Source organism: Microbacterium sp. zg-B96, assembly GCF_030246865.1.
Classification (GTDB): Bacteria; Actinomycetota; Actinomycetes; order Actinomycetales; family Microbacteriaceae; genus Microbacterium.
This window is the reverse complement of the sequence record NZ_CP126738.1, coordinates 371,236-393,006: the sequence shown is the minus strand read 5'-3', so window position 1 is coordinate 393,006 and position 21,771 is coordinate 371,236. Positions and strand designations below refer to the sequence as shown.

The window sequence follows — 21,771 nt, the reverse complement described above, 5'->3', positions numbered from 1 at the left end:
TCTGGATACGCTCACAATAGGACCGCTCCCATTTGAGGTCAAGGGCAACAAATTCCGGATGCCACGGCCGGTGTCACTTACAGTGGTGCGGTGACCGACACCCACGCTCCGGGCGACGGGGTGCGCCAGCGCAACCTGTCCCGCCTTCTGCGACTCGTACATCGCGAGGGGCCGCTTTCGCGCGCCTCGCTGACCGAAGCGACCGGGCTCAACAGGTCCACCATCGCCGACCTCGTCGCGGAACTGGCGCGCCTGGAACTCGTGGTCGAACAGGCCCCGGCCGCCGACGGCCGGGTGGGCCGGCCGTCGCCGGTCGTCGCGGCATCCGCCGGCGTCGTGGCCATCGCCGCCAACCCCGAGGTCGATGCGCTCGAGATCGCCGCCATCGGCCTGGACGGCAGCGTGCGCGTGCGGGAGCGCAGGGAACTTGACCACCTCGCCACGCCGCAGGAGATCGCGCAGCTGATCGCCGAGCAGATCGATCTGTGGCGCACCGGCGTCCTGGCGTCCGCGCAGATCGTCGCGGTGGGCCTGGCGGTACCCGGCCTGGTGCGCGCCTCCGACGGGCTCGTCCGCACCGCCCCGCACCTGAAGTGGACCGATGTGCCGGTGCGTGATCTGGTGGCCCGGGCCACGGGTCTTGCGACCACCGTCGGCAACGATGCGTCGCTCGGCGCGATCGCCGAGCACCTGTTCGGCGCCGCCCGGGGCATCGACGACGTCATCTACCTCAACGGCGGCGCGAGCGGCATCGGCGGTGGGCTCATCGTGCACGGCGTGCCCGTCGGCGGCGCGGGCGGCTACGCCGGCGAGTTCGGGCAGAACCGGCCGGGCACGACGGTCACCGACCGCCGTGCCGGCGATGGGGTGCTCGAGGACGAGGTCAGCCGCGCCCGCCTGCTCTCGGTCGCCGGTCTCGCCTCGGCCGATGAGCCGACCCTCGCGGCCGTGCTGCGGGCGAGCACGGCACCCTCAGTGACGGAAGAGGTCGCGCGGCAGCGCCGCATCCTGTCGACCGCGCTCGCGAACGCCGTCAACGTCCTCAACCCGTCGGTGGTCGTCCTCGGCGGGTTCCTCGCGACGCTGGCAGGGCACGACATCGCCGAGCTGCTTCAGCTCGTGCGGGCACAGGCGATGCCGGCGTGCGCTGAGGACGTCGAGATCCGCCCCGCGCTCCTGGCGGAGGACCGGCTGCTGGTCGGCGCGGCGGAAGCCGCCTTCGAAGCGCTGCTGCGGGACCCGGTGCTGACCGCGGTTCCCGCGGAGTAGGGTCGGCCCCATCACCGACGAGGGAGTCGTCATGTCGTCCACGCTCAACCACAGCGCCCGCACCGAGGCCGAGCTGCAGCAGCTGGCCAAGGACCACCTGTGGCTGCACTTCGCCCGGCAGTCGGTCATGACCGAAGGTCCGGGCGTCCCCATCATCGTCCGAGGCGACGGGCACCACCTCTGGGATGCCCAGGGCAAGCGCTACCTCGACGGCCTGTCGGGACTGTTCGTCGTCAACGCCGGCCACGGGCGCACCCGGCTCGCCGAGGCGGGTGCGCGGCAGGCCGAGCAGCTGGCGTTCTTCCCGATCTGGTCGTACGCCCACCCGGCGGCGATCGAGCTGGCCGCACGCCTGGCCTCCTACGCGCCCGGCGACCTGAACCACGTGTTCTTCTCCACCGGCGGCGGTGAGGCGGTCGAAACCGCGTTCAAGCTGGCCAAGCACTACTTCAAGCTCGTCGGCAAGCCGGGCAAGCACAAGGTGATCTCCCGCGCGATCGCCTACCACGGCACCCCGCACGGCGCACTGGCGATCACCGGGCTGCCCGGAATGAAGCAGATGTTCGAGCCGCTCACCCCCGGCGGGTTCCGCGTGCCCAACACCAACTACTACCGCTCCGCCGAGTCGGGGTTCACCGGCGCCACCCCTGAGGAGTTCGGGGTGTGGGCGGCCGACCGCATCGAGGAGATGATCCTGTTCGAAGGCGCCGACACGGTCGCGGCGGTCTTCCTCGAGCCGGTGCAGAACTCCGGCGGCTGCTTCCCGCCGCCGCCGGGGTACTTCGCCCGGGTGCGGGAGATCTGCGACCGTCACGACGTTCTGCTGGTCAGCGACGAGGTCATCTGCGCGTTCGGTCGCATCGGCGAGATGTTCGCCTGCAACGCCTACGGTTACCAGCCCGACATGATCACGTTCGCCAAGGCCGCCACGAGCGGTTACGCGCCGCTGGGCGGCACGATCGTCAGCGACCGCATCCACGAGCCGTTCGCCCACGGCGACGTGTCGTTCCCGCACGGCTACACCTTCGCTGGACACCCGGTGGCAGCGGCGGTCGCCCTGGAGAACCTGGACATCTTCGAGGAGGAGCGTCTGAACGAACGCGTCCGCGAGAACTCCCCCGCCTTCCGCGCCACCCTGAGCAAACTCCTCGACCTGCCGATCGTCGGTGACGTGCGGGGAGACGGCTACTTCTTCGGCATCGAGCTGGTCAAGGACAAAGCCACCCGGGAGACGTTCGACGCCGACGAATCAGAGCGACTGCTGCGCGGGTTCCTCTCCACCGCACTCTTCGACGCCGGGCTCTACTGCCGCGCCGACGACCGGGGCGACCCGGTCGTGCAGCTGGCGCCGCCGCTGACGACGGGCCCGGAGCAGTTCGACGAGATCGAGCAGATCCTGCGGAGCGTCCTCACCGAGGCGTGGTCGCAGCTGTGACCTGGTCCAGCGCCTCGCGCTGCCAGTGCCCGGGGCGGTCGAAGGCACCGTAGCGCACGTCGACACCGTCGTCGCCGATCGTCGCGACGCACAGCAGCAGCGACTGCGTGGGGTACCCGAACGGACGGTTGTCGCGGAAGATGGCGCGATCGTCCTGCGGCGGCAGAGCGGCGGACGCGTCGAGCACGTCGAGCCACGGCGCGAACCAGTCCGCGTCGTCGGGTGCATCCTCGGCAGCGCGGAAGCGGTCGAGCCAGGTGGCGATGCGGGCGGTGGCGCGGTCATCGACGTCGTCATGCGCGATCATGTGGATGCCGGGGGTCAGCTCCTGCTCGCGGCGCGCGCGGCCATCCCACGAGACGACGCGCACGGCGCCGGGGGACGCTTGGACGACGTTGAACCCGCGCGTGGTGGGGGCAGCGTCGGGCGAGCGGCCCGCCGCGGACTCCAGCGCGATCCGGCCGCGGGTGGTCACCTCGTCGTCGCCGCGATCCGATAGGTCCTCGCGGTTGAGCACGACCGCTAGGCGACGTGCCGGAAGATCGGCGGCCAACCACGCGCCACCGGCGCGGTTGTCCCGCACGCCCACGGCGCCGGGGTACTCCTCGGGCCACCACGGTCCGAGCGCATCCCACGGCCGGGCCGGGTCCTCGTCGCGCACCGCGATCAGGCGCACCGGGCCGTCCGCCACCGCGGGGACTGAAACGATCACGGTGCACATGCGGATCTCCTTTCGCGACCGGTCGGCCGGGTGCGTGCGAGAATCGAGCCGTGTTCGTAGTGGTCGGCGTGACCGGCGGCATTGCCGCCTACAAGACGGTGCATCTCGTGCGCCTCCTCATTCTCAACGGTCATGACGTGCAGGTGATTCCCACCGACGACGCGCTGCGGTTCGTTGGCCTGCCCACCTGGGAGGCGATCAGCCGAAATCCGGTGACCACATCGGTGCACGAAGACGTCGCACAGGTGCGTCACGTCTCGCTCGGGCAGCGCGCCGATCTGGTCATCATCGCACCGGCCACGGCCAACACGCTCGCCAAGATGGCAACCGGTCTCGCCGACGACCTGCTGGGCACCACTCTGCTGGCCACCCGGGCGCCCATCGTGGTCGCCCCGGCGATGCACACCGAGATGTGGGAGCACCCGGCGACGCAGCACAGCATCTCGGTGCTGCAGGGGCGCGGTGTGCACGTCGTCGGTCCGGCATCCGGCGCCCTCACCGGCACCGATTCGGGTCCGGGACGGATGAGCGAGCCGGAGGAGATCGTCGCCGCCGCGCTGGCGGCAGCGGCACCGCGCGACGACCTCGCCGGCCTGCGGGTCCTCGTCACCGCCGGCGGCACTCGTGAGCCGCTGGACCCGGTGCGCTACCTCGGCAACCGCTCCAGCGGCCGGCAGGGCGTGCAACTTGCCGTCGCCGCCGCCGAACGAGGCGCCGACGTGGCGCTCGTGGCCGCGCACGCCGATTCCGATGCGCTGTCCGCGGCATCCGCCCACCCCCGCATCCATCTCACCAGGGTGGGCACGGCGCTCGAGTTGCAGGACGCCGCGACGTCCGCCGCCGCCGGGGCGGATGTGGTCGTGATGGCCGCCGCCGTCGCCGACTACCGGCCGGCCGAGGTCTCCCACACCAAGCTGACGAAAGAGGGCGGCGACGGCACCCTCACGCTGGAGCTGGTGGAGAATCCCGACATCGTGGCAGGACTTGCCGCCCACCGTGCCGATGGCCAGACCCTCGTCGCGTTCGCTGCCGAGACCGATCCGGACGCCGGCGAACGCCTCGAGCGGGCCAGGCGCAAACGCGCCCGCAAGGGCGTGGACCTGCTGGTGGTCAACGAGGTGGGGTGGCACAAGGGCTTCGAGTCGACGCACAACACCGTCGTCATCGTGGGATCAGGCGGCGAGGTCGTCGCCGAACTGGTCGGCACCAAACGGGAGACCGCGGATGCCGTCTGGTCCGCCGTGCTGGACCAGCGCCGGACGCTCCTAGCGTGACGCCCTGCGCGCCCGCGGCATCAGTTCGCCCTCGATGACATCGAATGCGGGTAGCTGCGCGAAGAGGGCGTCAGCAGCGTCCCCCGCCGAGTCTGAATCGGACTCGTCTGATGGACAACGCACAGCGGCACCTCCTCGGTGATCGCTTCCACCTTGCCCGCCCCGGCCGAATCCGGGGGTGGGCTTGACAAACGCAGACGGGTGCGCAGGCACGCCGCCGCCGCTATCGTGTCGTCCGTGGGCACCATCTTCTATGGCGGCGAGACCATGCCGATTCGCATCGAGGACCGAGCGCTGGCGCACTTGAAGGTCGTCATCGCGACCAAGTTGCGTCGCGGCGAGAGCTTCACCGTGTCGTGGCGGCACGGCGACGACGACCCGCCGGGGCGCAGCACCATCTGGGTGCACCCGTCGATCCCGCTGCGGTTCGTCTTCGATGACCCCGAGCCGGCCATGCTCAGCCGGGAGTGGATCGAGGAGCTGGCCAACTCGGCCAACTCATCAGGCGGCATCATGCTCGTGACCGACCACGACGATCAGACGTCGACCGATCCGCTGACCGAATCGGCGTCGTCGGCCTGAGTTCAGCCCTCTTCGGGGGCAGAGTCCTCGCGGGGCTCGGGCACCACCGTCAGCCCGTTCGGTCCGCTCGCTGCCTGCATGAGCGCTTCGACCCACACCCGGTTGATGCGCGGGGCTCGGCTGCCGTGGAAGGTGAACTGCAGCGGCACGGAGGGGTGGATCCAGAAGCTGCGGCGGTCGCCGCCGGGGCCGGACTCCACGTCGAACATGAACGGCTCGCCGCGGCGCAGCTTGTTCATGAAGACGATGCGCAGATGGGCGAGGGTGCGGTCTTCGACCTCGACCGCATTGCCCAGAGTGTCATAGATGAATCGGCCCATACCGTCAGCGTAGCGGGGCGGCGGATGCCGGACGTGCGTGTCCTCAGGCGGGGCCGGAGAGCATCTCCCGCGCGCCTTCTTCGACGGCGGTGGGGATGACCAGGGGGCGCCCCGCGCAGAACGCCTCCCACTCCCGGATGAGCAGCGCCTCGATGCGAGCGGGGCTCAGCTGCGGGAAATCCGCGCACAGCCGGGACACGGCATCGGCGAAGGAGACGACCGGCACTCCGTCCACGCTCAGCGCGGTGCCGTCCAGCCCAGTGGCAGCGAAGTCCTTCACTCCCTCATGCTGTCACGCCGCGACGGGAGGGTCGAATGTCAATCAGTGGGGTAATTTAGCGGCCTAGATACTAGCGAGAACCGACCTATTCGTGCGGCTCGACCTGGTCGACCGCGTCCTGCAGCCGCGTGAGGGTGTCGATGACGACCCGGGTCTGTTCCGGCGTCATGTCGCGCACGGCATCCATCATGCGCGCGTGCATCTTGCCCAGCGTCTCGCGCACCTCGTGGTCGGACTTCTCCGTCGCGATGACGTGGATGCTGCGCCGGTCGGAGGGGTGGGGCTGGCGCACGATGTGCCCCGACTTCTCCAGGCGGTCGATGATCGCCGTCGTCGAGGCAGTCGACACCGCGAGGTAGCGGGCGAGTTCGGAGGGTGAGACCAGGCGGTTCTCGCTCTGCGCCTTCAGCAGATACCGCAGCACGAGCAGCTCGTTCTCGCCCATCGACATCAGTTCGCGGGTGCGCCGGCGCATCGCGAGCTCGGCCGCCCGGTACAGCCGGAACGCCTGCAGCAGCTCCACGGCACGGCGTTGACGCTCATCGTCACCGTCGCGATACCAGTAGTGAGCCGTTGAGGCGTTCGGGTTAGCCACGTCGGCATCCTATTGCACCGGGCCCCGATCCGGTGTAGAGGGGCGGCCGGTCAGGGGGCGGTGGGCCACGACAGCCCGGGCCCGACCAGCACACGCCACAGCCAGTAGGCGGCCATTTCCACCGGCGGCAGCGGGTCGCGCGACACCCACGCGGTGATGACGCCCAGTGCGGTGCCGGCGATGCCGGCACCGACGACGTCGATCGGCAGGTCGGCGAACACGTCCGGATGCGCCAGGCCCACGGTGTCGCGCACGGTCAGCTCGATGCGCGCGCGCAGTCTCGCGGCCACGAGGGCCGAACCGTGGTCGCCGAGCACCCGGCGGTACAGCGCGGCGTTCGCCGCGATGTGCTCGAGGTACTGCAGCAGCTCGCGCGGCATCGCCGGCAGCGCGCCGTCACGGGGTGCGGCGCGCAGCGGCTCGGCGACCTCGTCCAGCGCGCGCTCGAGCGCGTCGGCCAGCAGCGTCTCCTTGTCGGGGTAGTGCTGGTAGAAGCTGCTGCGGTTGACTCCTGCCCGCTGCACGATGTCGCCGATCGTGGTGGCATCCAGCGACCGCTCACGGGCGAGCTCCACCAGCGCGTCCTGCAGGCTCGCCCTGGTGCGCGCAACGCGAGGATCCATGGTCCGATTGTGTCAGCCGGGCGAACGCTGGGAGTTGCGACACCGAGGCGGGATCGCCGACAACTGACGGATAGATTGGATGCCGGCCCGACGCCGTGCCGCTTCCGTCTCCCGTCGAAAGGCATCCCGTGGCCAACCTTCTGTTCCGCCTGGGCACGTTCAGCGCGCGCCGCGCCTGGACGGTCATCGTCGGCTGGGTGATCGTGCTGGGTATGGCCGGCGGCGCATTCCTCGCCTTCGGCGGCTCGCTCGCCTCGAGCTTCAGCATCCCCGGCACCGAGACCGAGCGGGTCAACGAGCAGCTGTCGGACACGTTCCCCGAGTTGACCGGCGCGAGCGCCACCGCGGTGTTCGCCACCGACGACGGCTCCGCCTTCAGCGCCGAGCAGCAAGACGAGATCGCCGCACTGCTGGATGACATCGCCGGCGTCGAGGGCGTCGCCGGTGTCACCGATCCGTTCTCGGTGGAATCCGAGCGGGCACAACAGGCGCAGCAACTCGACGACGGGCGGGCCCAGCTGGATGCCGGCATCGCCGAGCTCGACGCCGCCGAGGCGCAGCTGACGGCCGGACAGCAGCAGCTGGATGCCGCGATCGCGCAGGCCCAGGCGGCCGGCATGTACGACATGGCCGCAGCGCAGTTCGCGCAGCAGCAGGCTCAGCTGGATGCCGGCCTGGCACAGATCGAGACGGGCCGCACCGAGATCGCCGAGCAGGCAGCCCTCCTCGAGGACGGCGCCGCGCTCATGGGGCTGGCCGACGAGATCCGCGTCGTCTCGGCCGATGAGGCCACGGCGCTGGGCGTCATTCAGCTCGACGCGACCATGTTCGACCTGCCCCAGTCGGTGCGCGATGAAGTGGCCGGCCTGCTCGAGTCCGCCGACATCGCCGGCGTGAACATCGACTATTCCTCCACCCTCGCCGCAACGACGGAAGGCCTCATCGGGGTCGGCGAGATCGTCGGCGTCGTCATCGCCGGCCTGGTCCTGCTGATCATGATGCGGGCGTTCCTGCCCGCCATCACTCCGCTGCTCAGCTCGATCGTCGGGGTCGGCGTCGGTGTGGCCGGGTCGCTCGCGTTCTCCGGCGTGGTCGACATGGCATCGGTCACCCCGATCCTCGGCATCATGCTCGGCCTGGCCGTCGGCATCGACTATTCGCTCTTCATCATGAACCGGCACCGCACCCAGGTGCTGGCCGGCATGGAGATCGGCGAATCGGTCGGGCTGGCCAACGGCACCGCCGGCAACGCGGTGGTCTTCGCCGGATCAACGGTGATCGTGGCGCTGGTGGCGCTGCTGGTCACCGGCATCCCGTTCCTCGGGGTCATGGGCATCGTCGGCGCCGTCTGCGTGCTCATCGCAGTGCTCGTCTCAGTGACCTTCACCCCCGCGCTGCTGGGGCTGCTCGGCACCCGGGTGCTCACCCGCAAGGCCCGCGGCACGATCGGTCACCCCGACCACGTCAACCGTGAGGTGCGCCCGATGCGCACGCCGCGGGCGATCGCGGCGGCGGCGCTGGCGATCATCGCGCTGCTGGTCATCGCGATCCCGGCACTGTCGATGCGTCTGGGCCTGCCCGATGGGTCCAGCGAGGCCACCGACACCACGCAGTACCGCGCCTACAAGACCATCGAAGCCGAGTTCGGCGCGGGACAGAACGGACCGCTGCTGGTCGTGGCGGAGATGCCCGAAGCCGTCGCCGAGGCCGACCAGGCCGGCACGCAGATCGTGCTCGGCACGGCGCTGTCGGAGCAGGACGGCGTCGTGGCGGTCGCCCCGGTAGCCGTCTCGGACGATGGCACCGTATTCGCGTTCCAGGTGGTCCCCGAGGGCGGGCCCACCAGCACGACGACCGAGCAGCTGGTGCAGAACCTGCGCTCGCTGTCCCCGGTCGACGGCGAGATCACGCTGGGGGTCGCCGGACAGGCATCGGGCAACATCGACGTGTCGGAGAAGCTCGCCGACGCGCTGCCGGTGTACCTCGTCGTCGTGGTCGGCCTGTCGCTGCTGATCATGATCCTGGTGTTCCGCTCGATCCTGGTGCCGGTGATCGCCACCGCCGGGTTCGTGCTGTCGCTGTTCGCCGCGCTCGGCGCTGTGACCGCGATCTACCAGTGGGGGTGGCTGGGCGACCTGTTCGGCGTGCACGACCCCGGACCGGTGCTGAGCTTCGCGCCGATCATCATCATGGGCGTGCTGTTCGGCCTGGCGATGGACTACCAGCTGTTCCTGGTGTCGGGCATGCGCGAGGCGTACGTTCACGGCATGCCGGCGCGCGCCGCCGTGGTCGCGGGGCTGCGCAGCGGCCGGGCGGTCGTCACGGCCGCCGCGATCATCATGGCCTCGGTGTTCGGCGGCTTCGTCTTCAGCCACCTGGGCATGGTGCGCCCGCTCGGATTCGGGCTGGCGATCGGCGTACTGTTCGACGCGTTCGTGGTGCGCATGGTGCTGGTGCCGGCCGTCATGCACCTGTGCGGCAACGCCGCGTGGTGGCTGCCGAAGTGGCTGGACCGCATCATGCCCGACGTCGATGTCGAGGGCGCCGCTCTCGAGCGCGCGCACCCCGTGCACGGCGTGGCGGCGGAAGAGCCGGTACGCGCGTAGTCAGTCAGACTTGACGGATGGATTCCCTGAACGAAGCGGTGCTGACCGGCGGCGACACCCTGTGGACCTGGGTGGTGCTGCCGGTCCTCGCCGTGCTCGGCGTGTACTTCACCGTCCGCTCCGGAGTCGTGCAGTTCCGGATGATCCCGGAGATGTTCCGCACCCTCACCGACCGCACCCCGCGCGCGGAAGACGGCACACCCCAGTCGGTGTCGGCTTTCCAGGCGTTCACGCTGTCCGCGGCCTCCCGCGTGGGCGTCGGCAACATCGCCGGCGTCGGCACCGCCATCGCGATCGGCGGGCCCGGCGCGGTGTTCTGGATGTGGACCATGGCGTTCATCGGCGGAGCGTCGAGCTTCGTCGAGTCGACCCTCGGCCAGCTGTACAAGGTGCGTGACAAGGACGGCTTCCGCGGCGGTCCCGCCTATTACATGCAGCACGGACTCAGGGCGCGGTGGATGGGCATCCTCTTCGCCGTCATCCTCATCGTCTGCTTCCCGTTCGCGTTCAGCTCCCTGCAGGCCAACACGATCAGCGCGACGGTATCGGCGAGCTTCGGCGGCGAGGTGACCTGGATCCCGTGGGTCGTGGGCGCGGTGCTGGCCACCCTGACCGGGCTCATCGTCTTCGGCGGGTTGCGGCGCATCGCGCACGTCACCCAGGCGGTCGTTCCGGCGATGGCGCTGGGGTACCTGCTGCTCGGGCTCGTGGTGGTCTGGATGAACATCGAGCGCCTGCCGGAGGTGTTCCTGTCGATCTACACCGAGGCGTTCGGGTTCAACGAGGTGGTCGGCGCCACGCTGGGCGTCATCATCATGAACGGCGTCAAGCGCGGCATGTTCTCCAACGAGGCGGGGCTGGGGTCGGTCCCCAACGCCAGCGCGACGGCGGCGGTCACCCACCCGGTCAAGCAGGGGCTCGTGCAGACCCTCGGCGTCTACTTCGACACGTTCCTGGTGTGTTCGATCACGGCATTCATCATCCTGGTGGCCACGCCCGATCTCGCCGGGGCGGAGCGCGGCATCGGGTTGACGCAGGATGCCATCGTCAGCACGCTCGGATCGTGGTCGAACGTGCTGCTGAGCATCATCATCTTCCTGCTCGCGTTCAGCTCGATCCTCGGCAACTACTACTACGGAGAGTCCAACATCGAGTTCATCTCCCCGAAGCGCCGTTTCCTGCAGGTGTACCGGGTGCTCGTCGTGGCGGTGGTCTTCCTCGGGTCGATCGCGTCGGCCGACCTCATCTGGAACACCGCCGACGGCGTCATGGGCCTCATGGCGCTGGTGAACCTGGTGGCGATCGCGTTGCTGTCCGGCGTCGCGTTCAAGCTCCTGCGCGACTACACGCAACAGCGACGCGAAGGGCGCAACCCCGTCTTCACGCGTGACCGCCTCCCCGGCGTCGACGGCATCTCGTGCTGGGAGACCGAGCTGAGCGTCACCGGGCCCCTCCCCAAGCCCGCGGCGAAATAGCCGCTCACGCCAGGATGCTGGGCTCCAGATCGGCGAGGGTGCGGTAGCGGGTCTTGCGCGCGACGGCGATGCCGGTGAGCACGAGCCCCACCAGCAGCCAGCTGACGAGCACCGTGGCGTCGGTGATGGTGCGGGACAAGTCGCCGCCGTACATGAACTGCCGCATGCCGTCGACGACGTAACTCATCGGCAGCAGGTTGTGCACGAAAGCGAGCGGCCCGGGCAGCGTCTGCCAGGGGAACGTCCCGCCGGCGGTCACCAACTGAACCACCATCATCACCAGCCCCAAGAATTGGCCCACCTCTCCCCACCAGACGTTCAGCGCCAGGATGATGGCGGTGTAGGTGAGCGAGGCGAGCATCATGATGCCGAGGGTGCCCAGCGGATAGACCATCGGGAAGTCCAGCGCGAACATCAGCACCAGGAACAGCAGGCTCATCTGCACCAGGCCGAACATCCCGGGCGTCAGCCAGCCGGCGAGGGTGATGCGCACCGGCGAGTGCAGCGCCGTGACGGCGCGGCGCGAGATGGGCTTGACGATGAGGAACAGTGCGTAGATGCCGATCCAGCCGGCGAGCGCTCCGAAGAACGGAGCCAAGCCGGCGCCGTAGTTGGCCGCGCGGGCGACGCCGTCGGTCTCGAGCTTGATCGGGTCGGCGATCGTCTGCGCCTGCTGCTGCCGCAGCTCCGCGCTGCTGTCGGGGATCTCGGACGCGCCGCTGTCGAGCCCGTCGCGCAGTTGCACGGTGCCCGACGACAGCGTCGCCGCGCCGTCGCGCAGCGTGCCGGTGCCGTCGTAGAGGGTGCCGAGCCCGGAGCGCAGTGTCGCGAGTCCGTCGCGCAGCGTGACGGCGCCGCTGGCGAGTTCCGCGCTGCCGCTGGAGAGCTCGTCGATCTGGCCCACGACCTGGTCCACCCGCTGATCCCCGGCCCGGATGCCGGCGCCGACGACATCGAGCCTGGACAGCACGGCATCGATCGTCGCCTGGTCCAGGCCCAGCGCGCCGAGGTCGGCGGCGATGTCTGACCGCGCCTGCGGCAGGTCGGCGGTGAGCTGGTCGACGACCCCCCTGACCCGGTCGGCGGCCGCGGCGATCTCGGCGTTGCCGCCGGCCACCCGGGCGGCCCCGTCGGCGAGAGTGCCGGCGCCGGCCTCCAGCTCGGCTGCACCGTTGACGGCGGTGCCTGCCCCATCGAACAGCTGCACCGCGCCGCCTGCGAGTTCGGCAGCGCCGGTTGCCAGTTCAGCGGCGCCTTGACCTGCCTCGACGATCTTGCCGCGGATGGTGGAGATCGAATCGAGCAGGGTGGATGCCGCCTCCTGGCCCACCTCCTGCGCGACTGCCGTGCGGATCTTCTCCACCGCCTGTGAGCCGATGGTGCTCGCCAGATAGCTGTTCGCGTCGTAGGTCTCGAGGATGATCTCGGCCTGACGCGGGTCGTCTCCGGCGATCGAGGTGAGCGCCGTGGAGAAACCCGCCGGGAGCGTGATCGCGAAGTCGTACTCGTTGTTCTGCAGGCCGGACTGCGCCTGCTCACTGGAGACCCGATGCCAGTTGAAGTCGCCCCGCTTGAGCAGCTCGTCGGCCACCTCGTCGCCGACGTTGCGGGCGGGGGTGTCCCCGTCGGCGGGCGCACCGCTGTCTTCGACCACGAGGGCGACCGGAATGTCGGAGAGCTTCGCGTAGGGGTCCTGATTGGCCCAGAGGTACAGCCCGCCGTAGAGGATCGGCACGATGACGAGGGCGGAAAGCGCGAGCGCGGACATCTTCGTGGAGATCAGGCGCCGCACCTCTGCGGCGATCATCTGCGGCACCTTCAGATGCGGCACCGGGAACGACCGACCCTTCATGCGCGATCCTCCTCATCGTCCGCTGTCTGCGCGGCGCCGATCACGGTGGCCGAGGCGTCGCCGGCGATCATGAGCATCGCGAAGCCGCGAGCGGCCAGCGCCTGCGCCTGCTCCCACCAGACCAGGGGATGACCGCCGTGGCGGTCCGGGGCGACGACCACGAGCCCTTCCACCCCGGCCCGCAGCAGGGCGAGTTCCGTCATCAGGTGGATCCGCTCCCGCGGGGGCACGTTGGCGATCGGCAGGCGCGCCAACTGCTCCAGGTCCTGCCCGCGCAGCCAGCGCCGCACGGCACGGTGGCCGGCAGCGCGCCCGGCGAACATGAGCTCCTCCGCGGTGACGCCGGCGACGGTCACCCGGGGGGCGGGTTCGGAGACGTCGGGCGCGTCGACCAGGGCGACCCGGCGACGGATGTCGGCGGCATCCGCCAGCCCGTCGATCTCGATGCTGCCGGAGTCGGGACGCATGCGGCCGGCGGCGAGCAGGCCCAGCACGGTGGGCCGCTGCTCGGTCTCGGCCCGCGCGAAGGTGGCCAGCCCGGTTTCGAAGACGAGCGTCGTGGGCGGCAGCGCCTGACCGTCACGTCCCTTGCTCACCTCGTGCAGTTCGATCCTCATGGCAGGCCTCCCCCGCTGGCGACGCGTGGCTGTGGAGGCTGAGTCTCGTGTGCCGCCCCCCGCGCGTCCACCCCCTGGTGGCGCAGGCGGCGGCCGCGTAGGAGTGCCGTTAGGTTTCGCCCTGCACCCGTATGGCTTCCGTTAGGACGGGCCTCGGCGGCGGCCGCGCGGAGTTGGATCAGGAGTTGCGTCCCGTCGGACGTGCGGCATCCACCCGTGTGCCGGACCTTGCGAACTGGAGTCTTTTCGTGCTTGACCTCGTCTACGTACTCGGCGTGATCGCCCTGTTCGTGACCGTCGGCCTGCTGGGAAAGGCGGTGGAGAAGCTGTGATCGTGTTCGAGCTTCTCGCTGTCGCCCTCGGTGTGGCCGCGATCGCGTACCTTCTGCTCGCCCTCGTGAAGCCGGAGCGGTTCTGATGGGGTGGCTGTATGCGGCCCTCGGCCTGCTGACCGTCGCCGTCATCCTCGGCGTGCTGTACCGCCCGCTGGGCGACTACATGGCGTGGGTGTACACCTCACGCAAGGATTGGAAGGTCGAACGCGGCCTGTACAGGGTGATCGGGGTGGATGCCAGGGCGCAGCAGTCCTGGCAGGCGTACCTGCGCGGGGTGCTCGCCTTCTCGGCCGTGGGCCTGCTCATCGTCTATGGGTTGCAGCGCCTTCAGCAGTGGCTGCCCTACTCGCTGGGGCTGCCCGCTGCGAGCGAGCACCTGTCGTTCAACACCGCGGCCTCGTTCGTGGGCAACACCAACTGGCAGTCCTACTCGCCGGAGCTGACCCTCGGGTACTCCGTGCAGATGGCGGGTCTGACGGTGCAGAACTTCACTTCGGCGGCCGTGGGCATGGCCGTCGCGATCGCCGTGGTGCGCGGCCTGGCCTATCGCCGGTCCGGCACGATCGGCAACTTCTGGGTCGACCTCACTCGCGGCATCCTGCGCATCCTGCTGCCGCTGTCCGCGGCTGCGGCGATCGTGCTGATGATCGGCGGGGTGATCCAGAACTTCAACGGGTTCGGTGAAGTCACCACCCTGACCGGCGGCGTGCAGACGATCCCGGGCGGCCCCACCGCATCCCAGGAGGCAATCAAGCTGCTGGGCACCAACGGCGGCGGGTTCTTCAACGCCAACTCCGCGCACCCGTTCGAGAACCCGACCGCGTGGACGAACCTCTTCCAGGTGCTGCTGATGCTCGTCATCCCGTTCGCGCTGCCCCGCACGTTCGGGCGGATCGTCGGCGACAATCGCCAGGGCTACGCGATCCTCGCGGTGATGGCGGTGCTGTTCACGCTGTCGTACGCGATCCTCACGGTGCTCGAATCCAACGGTCAGGGCACCGCGCCCGGGCTCGCCGGAAGCGCGATGGAGGGCAAGGAGCAGCGCTTCGGCATCCTCGGGTCGACGCTGTTCGCCACCACCAGCACGGCCACCTCCACCGGTGCCGTCAACTCGATGCACGACTCATTCACCGCACTGGGCGGCATGATGCCGATGCTGAACATGATGCTCGGCGAGGTCACCCCCGGTGGTGTCGGCTCCGGCCTGTACGGCCTGCTGGTGCTCGCGGTCGTCGCCGTGTTCGTCTCGGGTCTGCTGATCGGGCGCACTCCGGAGTACCTCGGAAAGAAGATCGGACCGCGCGAGATCAAGCTCGCGGCGCTCTACATCCTCGTGATGCCGACCCTGGTGCTCACCGGCACCGCGCTGAGCTTCGCCCTCCCCGGCATCCGCGAGGAGGTCGAGTCCGTCTCGATCTACAACCCCGGCGTGCACGGCATGTCCGAGGTGCTGTATGCGTTCGTGTCCGCCGCGAACAACAACGGCTCCGCCTTCGCAGGCCTCACCGCCAACACCCCCTGGCTGAACACCGCCTTGGGGGTCACGATCCTGCTCGGCCGGTTCCTGCCGATCGTGTTCGTCCTGGCCCTGGCCGGCTCCTTCGCCGCCCAGGACACCGTTCCCGCCACCGTCGGCACCCTCCCCACTCACCGACCGCAGTTCGTCGGGATGCTGGCTGTGGTGACCGTGCTGCTGACCGCACTGACCTTCTTCCCCGTTCTCACGCTGGGCCCCCTGGCCGAAGGGCTGATCTGACATGTCCACCACTCTCACCTCGCCCGCACCTCACGTGCAGCGCCCCGCCCCCACGCGCGGCGCGTTCTCCTGGGCGCAGTTGGGCGCCGCCATCCCAGGCGCGTTCCGCAAACTCGATCCGCGCCGGCAGTGGCGCAACCCGGTGATGTTCCTCGTCTGGGTCGGCGCCGCGCTGACCACGACGATCGCCGTCGCCGAACCCTTCCTGGGCGGTCCGGCCGACTCCGGCGGCACGCCGGTGCCGTGGTCGTTCACCTGGGCGATCGCCATCTGGCTGTGGCTCACGGTGCTGTTCGCGAACCTCGCCGAATCCGTGGCCGAGGGCCGCGGCAAGGCGCAGGCCGAGACGCTGCGCCAGACCCGCACCAGCACCACCGCCCACCGCGTGGCCACGTACGACGCGAGCGATGACCCGGCGGCGCTGGCCGCCGGCACGACCGACGTGTCCAGTGCCGACCTCCGGCTCGGGGACACCGTGGTGGTCTCGGCAGGGGAGCTCATCCCCGGCGACGGCGACATCGTGTGGGGCATCGCCTCGGTCGACGAGTCGGCCATCACCGGCGAATCCGCTCCGGTGATCCGCGAATCCGGCGGCGACCGCTCCGCCGTCACCGGCGGCACGCGGGTGCTGTCGGACCGGATCGTGGTGCGGATCACGTCGAAGCCCGGTGAGACGTTCGTGGACCGCATGATTGCGCTCGTCGAGGGCGCGGCGCGGCAGAAGACGCCGAACGAGATCGCGCTGTCGATCCTGCTGGCATCGCTGTCGATCATCTTCGTCGTGGTCGCCCTGACGCTGAACCCGATCGCGTCGTATGCCGCGGCCCCCGTCAGCATCACGGTGCTCATCGCGCTGCTGGTGTGCCTGATCCCCACCACCATCGGCGCCCTGTTATCCGCGATCGGCATCGCGGGCATGGACCGGCTGGTGCAGCGCAACGTGCTGGCGATGTCGGGCCGTGCCGTCGAGGCGGCGGGCGATGTCACGACGCTGCTGCTGGACAAGACCGGCACCATCACCTACGGCAACCGTCGCGCCGCCGAGTTCGTCGGCATGACCGGCGTCGCCGACCAGGATCTGATCCGCGCGGCGGCGCAGTCGTCGCTGGCGGATCCGACCCCCGAGGGCGTGTCGATCGTCGACCTGGCCACGCTGCAGGGTGTGAGCATCCATGGCCTGGCAACCGGCGACATCGTGCCGTTCACCGCGCAGACCCGCATGTCGGGGCTGGACCTGCCGGGCGGCACCCAGATCCGAAAGGGTGCCGGATCCGCGGTCGTGGCGTGGCTGGAATCGGAGGGCCGGCGCCTGCCATCGAGCGTGGTCGCCGAACTCGACGAGCACACCGAGCGCATCGCCCGCTCCGGCGGCACTCCGCTGGTCGTCGCCATCCGCTCCGGCAGTGGCGACGGGGAGGTGCTCGGCGTCGTCCACCTCAAGGACATCGTCAAGGAGGGACTCACCGAGCGCTTCGCCCAGCTGCGGTCGATGGGCATCCGCACCGTCATGGTCACCGGTGACAACCCGCTGACCGCCGCGGCCATCGCGAAGGAGGCCGGTGTCGACGACTTCCTCGCCGAGGCCACCCCCGAGGACAAGCTCGCCTACATCCGCGCCGAGCAGGCCGGCGGCAACCTCGTGGCGATGACCGGCGATGGCACCAACGACGCACCCGCGCTCGCGCAGGCCGACGTCGGGGTCGCGATGAACACCGGCACGTCGGCGGCGAAGGAGGCCGGCAACATGGTCGACCTCGACTCCGACCCGACCAAGCTCATCGACATCGTGCGCATCGGCAAGCAGTTGCTCATCACCCGAGGGGCGCTGACCACCTTCTCGATCGCGAACGACCTCGCGAAGTACTTCGCGATCATCCCGGCGATGTTCATGGGGGTCTTCCCCGGCCTCGCGGCACTGAACATCATGGGCCTGCACTCGCCGGCATCCGCCGTGCTGTCGGCGATCATCTTCAACGCGGTGGTCATCGTCGCTCTCGTGCCGCTGGCGCTGCGCGGTGTGACCTACCGGCCCCAAGGTGCCTCGAAGACCCTGGGCCGCAACCTGCTCATCTACGGCGTCGGCGGAGTCGTGGCGCCCTTCATCGGAATCTGGCTGATCGACCTCGTCGTCCGCCTGATCCCCGGCTTCTGAGCCCCCGAGGAGGGAGCGAACAATGAACACATCGACTCGTTCGACCGGCCGCACCGTCTGGGTCGCCGGACGCGCCATGGCGGTCTTCACCCTGATGCTCGGCATCGGCTACACGCTCGTGATCACCGGGGTGGGGCAGCTGATCCTGCCCGCTCAGGCAAACGGCTCCCTGGTGCGGGACGGTGACGGGGAACCGGTCGGCTCCGCGCTGATCGGCCAGCCCTTCACGGATGCCGACGGCGCACCGCTGCCGGAGTACTTCCAGCCCCGCCCATCGGCAGCCGGAGACGGCTACGACGGCGGTGCGTCGTCGGGGTCCAACCTCGGCCCCGAGAACGACGACCTGATCGCGGCGATCACCGAGCGCAAGGCGCAGGTGGCCGAACTCAACGGGGTCACCGAGGACGAAGTGCCCGCCGATGCGGTCACCGCGTCTGGTTCGGGCCTGGATCCCCACATCAGCCCGGAGTACGCCGCGATCCAGATCGACCGCGTGGCCGCCGAACGCGGCCTCGACGCCGAGCAGGTGCGGGAGCTGGTCGCCGACCACAGCACCGGGCGAACACTCGGGTACCTCGGGGAACCGGTTGTGAACGTGCTGGAGCTTAATCTGGCACTGGACGAGCTGGAGGGCTGACACATGACCGGACGGGGGCGGCTGCGCGTGCTGCTGGGCGCCGCCCCCGGCGTCGGCAAGACCTACACGATGCTCGAAGAGGGCACGCGGTTGGTCGGCGAAGGCAAAGACGTGGTCGTCGCGGTCGTGGAAACCCACGGCCGCGCGGCCACGTCCGCCATGACGCTGGGGCTGGAGATCCTCCCCCGCCGCACGGTGTCCCACCGCGGCGTGGAACTGACCGAGCTGGACGTCGACGCCGTCCTCGCGCGGCGCCCGCAGGTCGCGCTGGTGGACGAGCTCGCGCACACGAACGCCCCCGGCTCCCGCAACGACAAGCGCTGGCAGGACGTCGACGAGCTGCTGGATGCCGGCATCGACGTGATCTCCACCGTCAACATCCAGCACATCGAGTCGCTCAACGACGTCGTGGAGCAGATCACGGGTGCGCCGCAGCGCGAGAGCATCCCGGATGCCGTGCTGCGCTCCGCCGACCAGGTGGAGGTGATCGACCTCGCGCCGCAAGCGCTGCGGGATCGCCTCGCGGGGGGACTCGTCTATCCCGCCGAACGGATCGACGCGGCCCTTTCCAACTACTTCCGACTCGGCAACCTCACCGCGCTGCGAGAGCTCGCGCTGCTGTGGCTGGCCGACGAGGTGGACCAGGCGCTGAAGAACTACCGCGCCGAACAGGGCATCGACAGCAAATGGGAGGCCCGCGAACGCGTCGTGGTCACCCTCACCGGCGGGCCGGAGGGCGAGACGCTGCTGCGCCGCGGCGCCCGCATCGCCGCCCGCTCGGCCGGCGGCGAGCTGCTCGCCGTGCATGTGACCAGCCAAGACGGACTGCGCAGCGCGAACCCCGCGGCGCTGGCCCAGCAGCGGGCCCTCGTCGAGACGCTCGGCGGCACGTTCCATCAGGTGGTGGGAGACGACGTCCCGGCGGCGCTGGTCGACTTCGCCAAGTCGGTCAACGCGACCCAGCTGGTCATCGGCGTCAGCCGCCGCAGCAGGCTGTCGGCACTGCTGACCGGTCCGGGGATCGGCGCGACTGTCATCCGGGAAGCCGGCAACATCGACGTGCACATCGTCAACCACGATGCCGCCGGTGGCAGGTTCGCGCTTCCCCGCATGGGCGGCGCGCTGACGATGCGACGACGCGTCGCGGGGTTCGTGCTCGCGCTGATCTGCGGTCCCCTGCTCACCTGGCTGCTGGTGGCGCTGCGCAGCGCGGAGTCGATCACCAGCGACGTGCTCGCCTACCAGCTGCTGGTCGTCGTGGTGGCCCTGGTCGGTGGCGTCTGGCCCGCCATGTTCGCCGCCGTGCTGTCCGGCCTCACCCTGGACTTCTTCTTCATCGCGCCGCAGTTCACGATCAGCGTCAGCGACCCGCTGCACCTGCTGGCGCTGGCGCTGTACCTCGTCAACGCGATCCTGGTGAGCTACGTCGTGGACCGCGCGGCCAGGCAGACCCGCGCCGCTCGTCGCTCGGCCGCCGAGTCCGAACTGCTGCAGACGATCGCCGGCAGTGTGCTGCGAGGGCAGGGCGCGGTGCAGGCGATCGTCGAGCGCACCCGCGAGGCTTTCGGGCTCGCCGGGGTGCGGCTGGTCCTCGACGGAGCCGTGCTCGCCCGCAGCGGCGAGCCACTCGCGGACGAGCACCACGTCGTCATGCCGGTGGGCGAGCGGGCCCGCCTGGAACTGCACGGCCCCGACCTGGAGGCATCCGAACAGCGTCTGCTCGCCGTCATCGTCGCCCAACTCAAAGCGGCCCTCGAACACGATGCGCTCGCGTCGGCGGCGAGCGAGATCGCACCGCTGGCCGCCTCGGACCGGGTGCGCACCGCGCTGCTGTCGGCACTCAGCCACGATCTGCGTCGCCCGTTGGCCGCCGCGACTGCTTCGGTCAGCGGCCTGCGCGCCGCCCGCAACGCGCTGACGGAAGAAGATCGCGACGAGCTCGTCGCGACCGCCGACGAGAGCCTCACCACCCTCGCGGCACTGGTCACCGACCTCCTCGATGTGAGCCGGCTGCAGGCGGGGGTTCTGGCGATCTCGACCGCCCCCGTCGACCCTGCCGACACGATCCTCCCCGCCCTCGAGGAGCTCGACACCGATCCTCGCCTCGTCGAGCTCGACTTGGACGACACCGTTCCACCGGTGGATGCCGACCCGGTGCTGCTGCAGCGCGTCATGGTGAACCTGCTCGCCAATGCGCTGCGCCACGCCCCGGAGGGCACGAAGGTGCGCATCGCCACCAGCGCGTTCGCGCGCACCGTGGAGATCCGGGTCGTCGACCACGGGCCGGGCATCCCCGCCGATCGGCGCGATGATGTGTTCGTGCCCTTTCAACGTCTCGGCGACACCGACAACACCACCGGGCTCGGCCTGGGGCTGGCACTGTCGAAGGGTTTCGTGGAGGGGATGGGCGGCACCCTCACTCCGGAGGACACCCCGGGCGGCGGCCTGACCATGGTGATCTCACTGCCCGCCTTCGCGCCGTCACCAGAAGGCGCACAGTCGTGAAGATCCTGATCGCCGACGACGATCCGCAGATCCTGCGGGCGCTGCGGATCACCCTCACCGCCAAGGGTTACGAGATCTTCACCGCGACCGACGGCACCGAGGCCATCGCGGCCGCGATCGACCATCACCCCGACCTGTACCTGATCGACCTGGGCATGCCGCGGTTCGATGGCATCGCCGTCATTCAGGCCATCCGCGGCTGGTCGGAGGCGCCCATCCTCGTCGTATCGGGCCGTTCCGGGGCCGCCGACAAGGTCGAGGCGCTGGATGCCGGTGCCGACGACTACGTGACGAAGCCGTTCTCGGTGGAAGAGCTGCTGGCAAGGATCCGGGCACTCACCCGCCGCACCCCGCAGCACTCCCCCGACCCCGTCGTCTCGTTCGGGGACGTGACCGTGGATCTCGCCTCGCGCGACGTCACGCGCGCAGTCGACGGGCGCACCGATCACATCCGCCTCACCCCCACCGAGTGGCAGGTGCTCGAACTGCTCATCCGCAACCCCGGCAAGCTCGTCACCCGTCAGACGCTGCTCACCAGCATCTGGGGGTCCACCCATGTCGCCGACACCGGCTATCTGCGGCTGTACATGTCGCAGCTGCGCAAGAAGCTCGAGCCGGACCCGGGGTCGCCGCGCTACCTCATCACGGAGGCCGGCATGGGCTACCGGCTCGATCTGCACCGGGCCTGATCAGGAGTGCTCCGGGTTCTTGCCACGCAGCAACGCACGCCATAGCAT

The 21,771-nt window shown here is 69.8% G+C and carries 20 protein-coding genes; 13 read left to right on the top strand and 7 right to left on the bottom strand.

What is annotated here, in order from left to right:
* The first annotated feature begins 90 nt into the window (after nt 1–90).
* Together QNO11_RS01750 and QNO11_RS01745 are read left to right on the top strand one after the other, a co-directional pair.
* Nucleotides 91–1,269 (top strand): ROK family transcriptional regulator, encoded by a 1,179-nt coding sequence (locus QNO11_RS01750; RefSeq protein ID WP_257509011.1) that lies wholly within the window; start codon nt 91–93, stop codon nt 1,267–1,269.
* Between the two features lie 31 nt (nt 1,270–1,300).
* Nucleotides 1,301–2,704, top strand: a complete 1,404-nt coding sequence (locus QNO11_RS01745) for an aspartate aminotransferase family protein (RefSeq protein ID WP_257509010.1) — start codon at nt 1,301–1,303, stop codon at nt 2,702–2,704.
* Here QNO11_RS01745 and QNO11_RS01740 read toward each other — a convergent pair.
* Nucleotides 2,679–3,425, bottom strand: coding sequence for an NRDE family protein (locus QNO11_RS01740; RefSeq protein WP_257509009.1), 747 nt, complete (start codon nt 3,423–3,425; stop codon nt 2,679–2,681). The two genes, QNO11_RS01745 and QNO11_RS01740, sit on opposite strands and share 26 nt — an antisense overlap.
* Nucleotides 3,426–3,475: 50 nt before the next feature.
* Here QNO11_RS01740 and coaBC point away from each other — a divergent pair, with 50 nt between their 5' ends.
* Together coaBC and QNO11_RS01730 are read left to right on the top strand one after the other, a co-directional pair.
* On the top strand, nt 3,476–4,699 hold the full coding sequence (coaBC, locus tag QNO11_RS01735) for a bifunctional phosphopantothenoylcysteine decarboxylase/phosphopantothenate--cysteine ligase CoaBC (RefSeq protein WP_257509008.1): 1,224 nt from the start codon (nt 3,476–3,478) through the stop codon (nt 4,697–4,699).
* A 237-nt stretch (nt 4,700–4,936) separates the two neighbouring features.
* On the top strand, nt 4,937–5,281 hold the full coding sequence (locus tag QNO11_RS01730; protein WP_257509007.1) for a DUF7882 family protein: 345 nt from the start codon (nt 4,937–4,939) through the stop codon (nt 5,279–5,281).
* A 2-nt stretch (nt 5,282–5,283) separates the two neighbouring features.
* Here QNO11_RS01730 and QNO11_RS01725 read toward each other — a convergent pair whose 3' ends face one another.
* From QNO11_RS01725 to QNO11_RS01710, 4 genes are all read right to left on the bottom strand, one after another.
* Nucleotides 5,284–5,601 (bottom strand): DUF7882 family protein, encoded by a 318-nt coding sequence (locus tag QNO11_RS01725; RefSeq protein ID WP_257509006.1) that lies wholly within the window; start codon nt 5,599–5,601, stop codon nt 5,284–5,286.
* Nucleotides 5,602–5,644: 43 nt separating this feature from the next.
* Nucleotides 5,645–5,881: a hypothetical protein gene (locus QNO11_RS01720; protein WP_257509005.1), complete on the bottom strand. Its 237-nt coding sequence runs from the start codon at nt 5,879–5,881 to the stop codon at nt 5,645–5,647.
* A gap of 85 nt (nt 5,882–5,966) precedes the next feature.
* Complete coding sequence (locus QNO11_RS01715; RefSeq protein WP_257509004.1) at nt 5,967–6,476, bottom strand: MarR family winged helix-turn-helix transcriptional regulator; 510 nt, start codon at nt 6,474–6,476, stop codon at nt 5,967–5,969.
* A gap of 50 nt (nt 6,477–6,526) precedes the next feature.
* Entirely contained in the window at nt 6,527–7,099 is a 573-nt protein-coding gene (locus tag QNO11_RS01710; RefSeq protein WP_257509003.1) for a TetR/AcrR family transcriptional regulator, read from the bottom strand.
* 128 nt (nt 7,100–7,227) lie between these two features.
* Here QNO11_RS01710 and QNO11_RS01705 point away from each other — a divergent pair, with 128 nt between their 5' ends.
* A complete protein-coding gene (locus QNO11_RS01705) occupies nt 7,228–9,705 on the top strand; it encodes an MMPL family transporter (RefSeq protein ID WP_257509002.1) in 2,478 nt (825 codons plus the stop codon).
* Nucleotides 9,706–9,722: 17 nt separating this feature from the next.
* On the top strand, nt 9,723–11,180 hold the full coding sequence (locus QNO11_RS01700; RefSeq protein ID WP_257509001.1) for an alanine/glycine:cation symporter family protein: 1,458 nt from the start codon (nt 9,723–9,725) through the stop codon (nt 11,178–11,180).
* Nucleotides 11,181–11,184: 4 nt separating this feature from the next.
* Here the strand turns inward: QNO11_RS01700 and QNO11_RS01695 are convergent, their stop codons facing one another.
* Nucleotides 11,185–13,032, bottom strand: a complete 1,848-nt coding sequence (locus tag QNO11_RS01695) for a YhgE/Pip domain-containing protein (RefSeq protein WP_257509000.1) — start codon at nt 13,030–13,032, stop codon at nt 11,185–11,187.
* The gene (locus QNO11_RS01690; protein WP_257508999.1) at nt 13,029–13,649 is read right to left on the bottom strand and encodes a hypothetical protein; all 621 of its coding nucleotides are present in this window, start codon (nt 13,647–13,649) and stop codon (nt 13,029–13,031) included. The genes QNO11_RS01695 and QNO11_RS01690 overlap by 4 nt, the downstream gene beginning before the upstream one ends.
* 131 nt (nt 13,650–13,780) lie before the next feature.
* On the opposite strand from QNO11_RS01690, the gene QNO11_RS01685 reads away from it, so the two are divergent.
* From QNO11_RS01685 to QNO11_RS01655, 7 genes are read left to right on the top strand one after another with little or no spacing between them, the layout of a single operon-like run.
* Nucleotides 13,781–13,981 (top strand): hypothetical protein, encoded by a 201-nt coding sequence (locus tag QNO11_RS01685; protein ID WP_257508998.1) that lies wholly within the window; start codon nt 13,781–13,783, stop codon nt 13,979–13,981.
* Nucleotides 13,978–14,067, top strand: coding sequence for a potassium-transporting ATPase subunit F (locus tag QNO11_RS01680; protein ID WP_257508997.1), 90 nt, complete (start codon nt 13,978–13,980; stop codon nt 14,065–14,067). The genes QNO11_RS01685 and QNO11_RS01680 overlap by 4 nt, the downstream gene beginning before the upstream one ends.
* Nucleotides 14,067–15,740, top strand: a complete 1,674-nt coding sequence (gene kdpA, locus QNO11_RS01675; protein WP_257508996.1) for a potassium-transporting ATPase subunit KdpA — start codon at nt 14,067–14,069, stop codon at nt 15,738–15,740. The genes QNO11_RS01680 and kdpA overlap by 1 nt, the downstream gene beginning before the upstream one ends.
* A gap of 1 nt (nt 15,741) precedes the next feature.
* Complete coding sequence (kdpB, locus tag QNO11_RS01670; protein WP_257508995.1) at nt 15,742–17,892, top strand: potassium-transporting ATPase subunit KdpB; 2,151 nt, start codon at nt 15,742–15,744, stop codon at nt 17,890–17,892.
* 22 nt (nt 17,893–17,914) lie between these two features.
* Entirely contained in the window at nt 17,915–18,529 is a 615-nt protein-coding gene (gene kdpC / locus QNO11_RS01665; RefSeq protein ID WP_257508994.1) for a K(+)-transporting ATPase subunit C, read from the top strand.
* A 3-nt stretch (nt 18,530–18,532) separates the two neighbouring features.
* Nucleotides 18,533–21,034 (top strand): DUF4118 domain-containing protein, encoded by a 2,502-nt coding sequence (locus QNO11_RS01660; protein ID WP_257508993.1) that lies wholly within the window; start codon nt 18,533–18,535, stop codon nt 21,032–21,034.
* The gene (locus QNO11_RS01655) at nt 21,031–21,723 is read left to right on the top strand and encodes a response regulator (RefSeq protein WP_257508992.1); all 693 of its coding nucleotides are present in this window, start codon (nt 21,031–21,033) and stop codon (nt 21,721–21,723) included. Before QNO11_RS01660 ends, QNO11_RS01655 begins: the two co-directional genes overlap by 4 nt.
* The last annotated feature ends 48 nt before the right edge of the window (nt 21,724–21,771 follow it).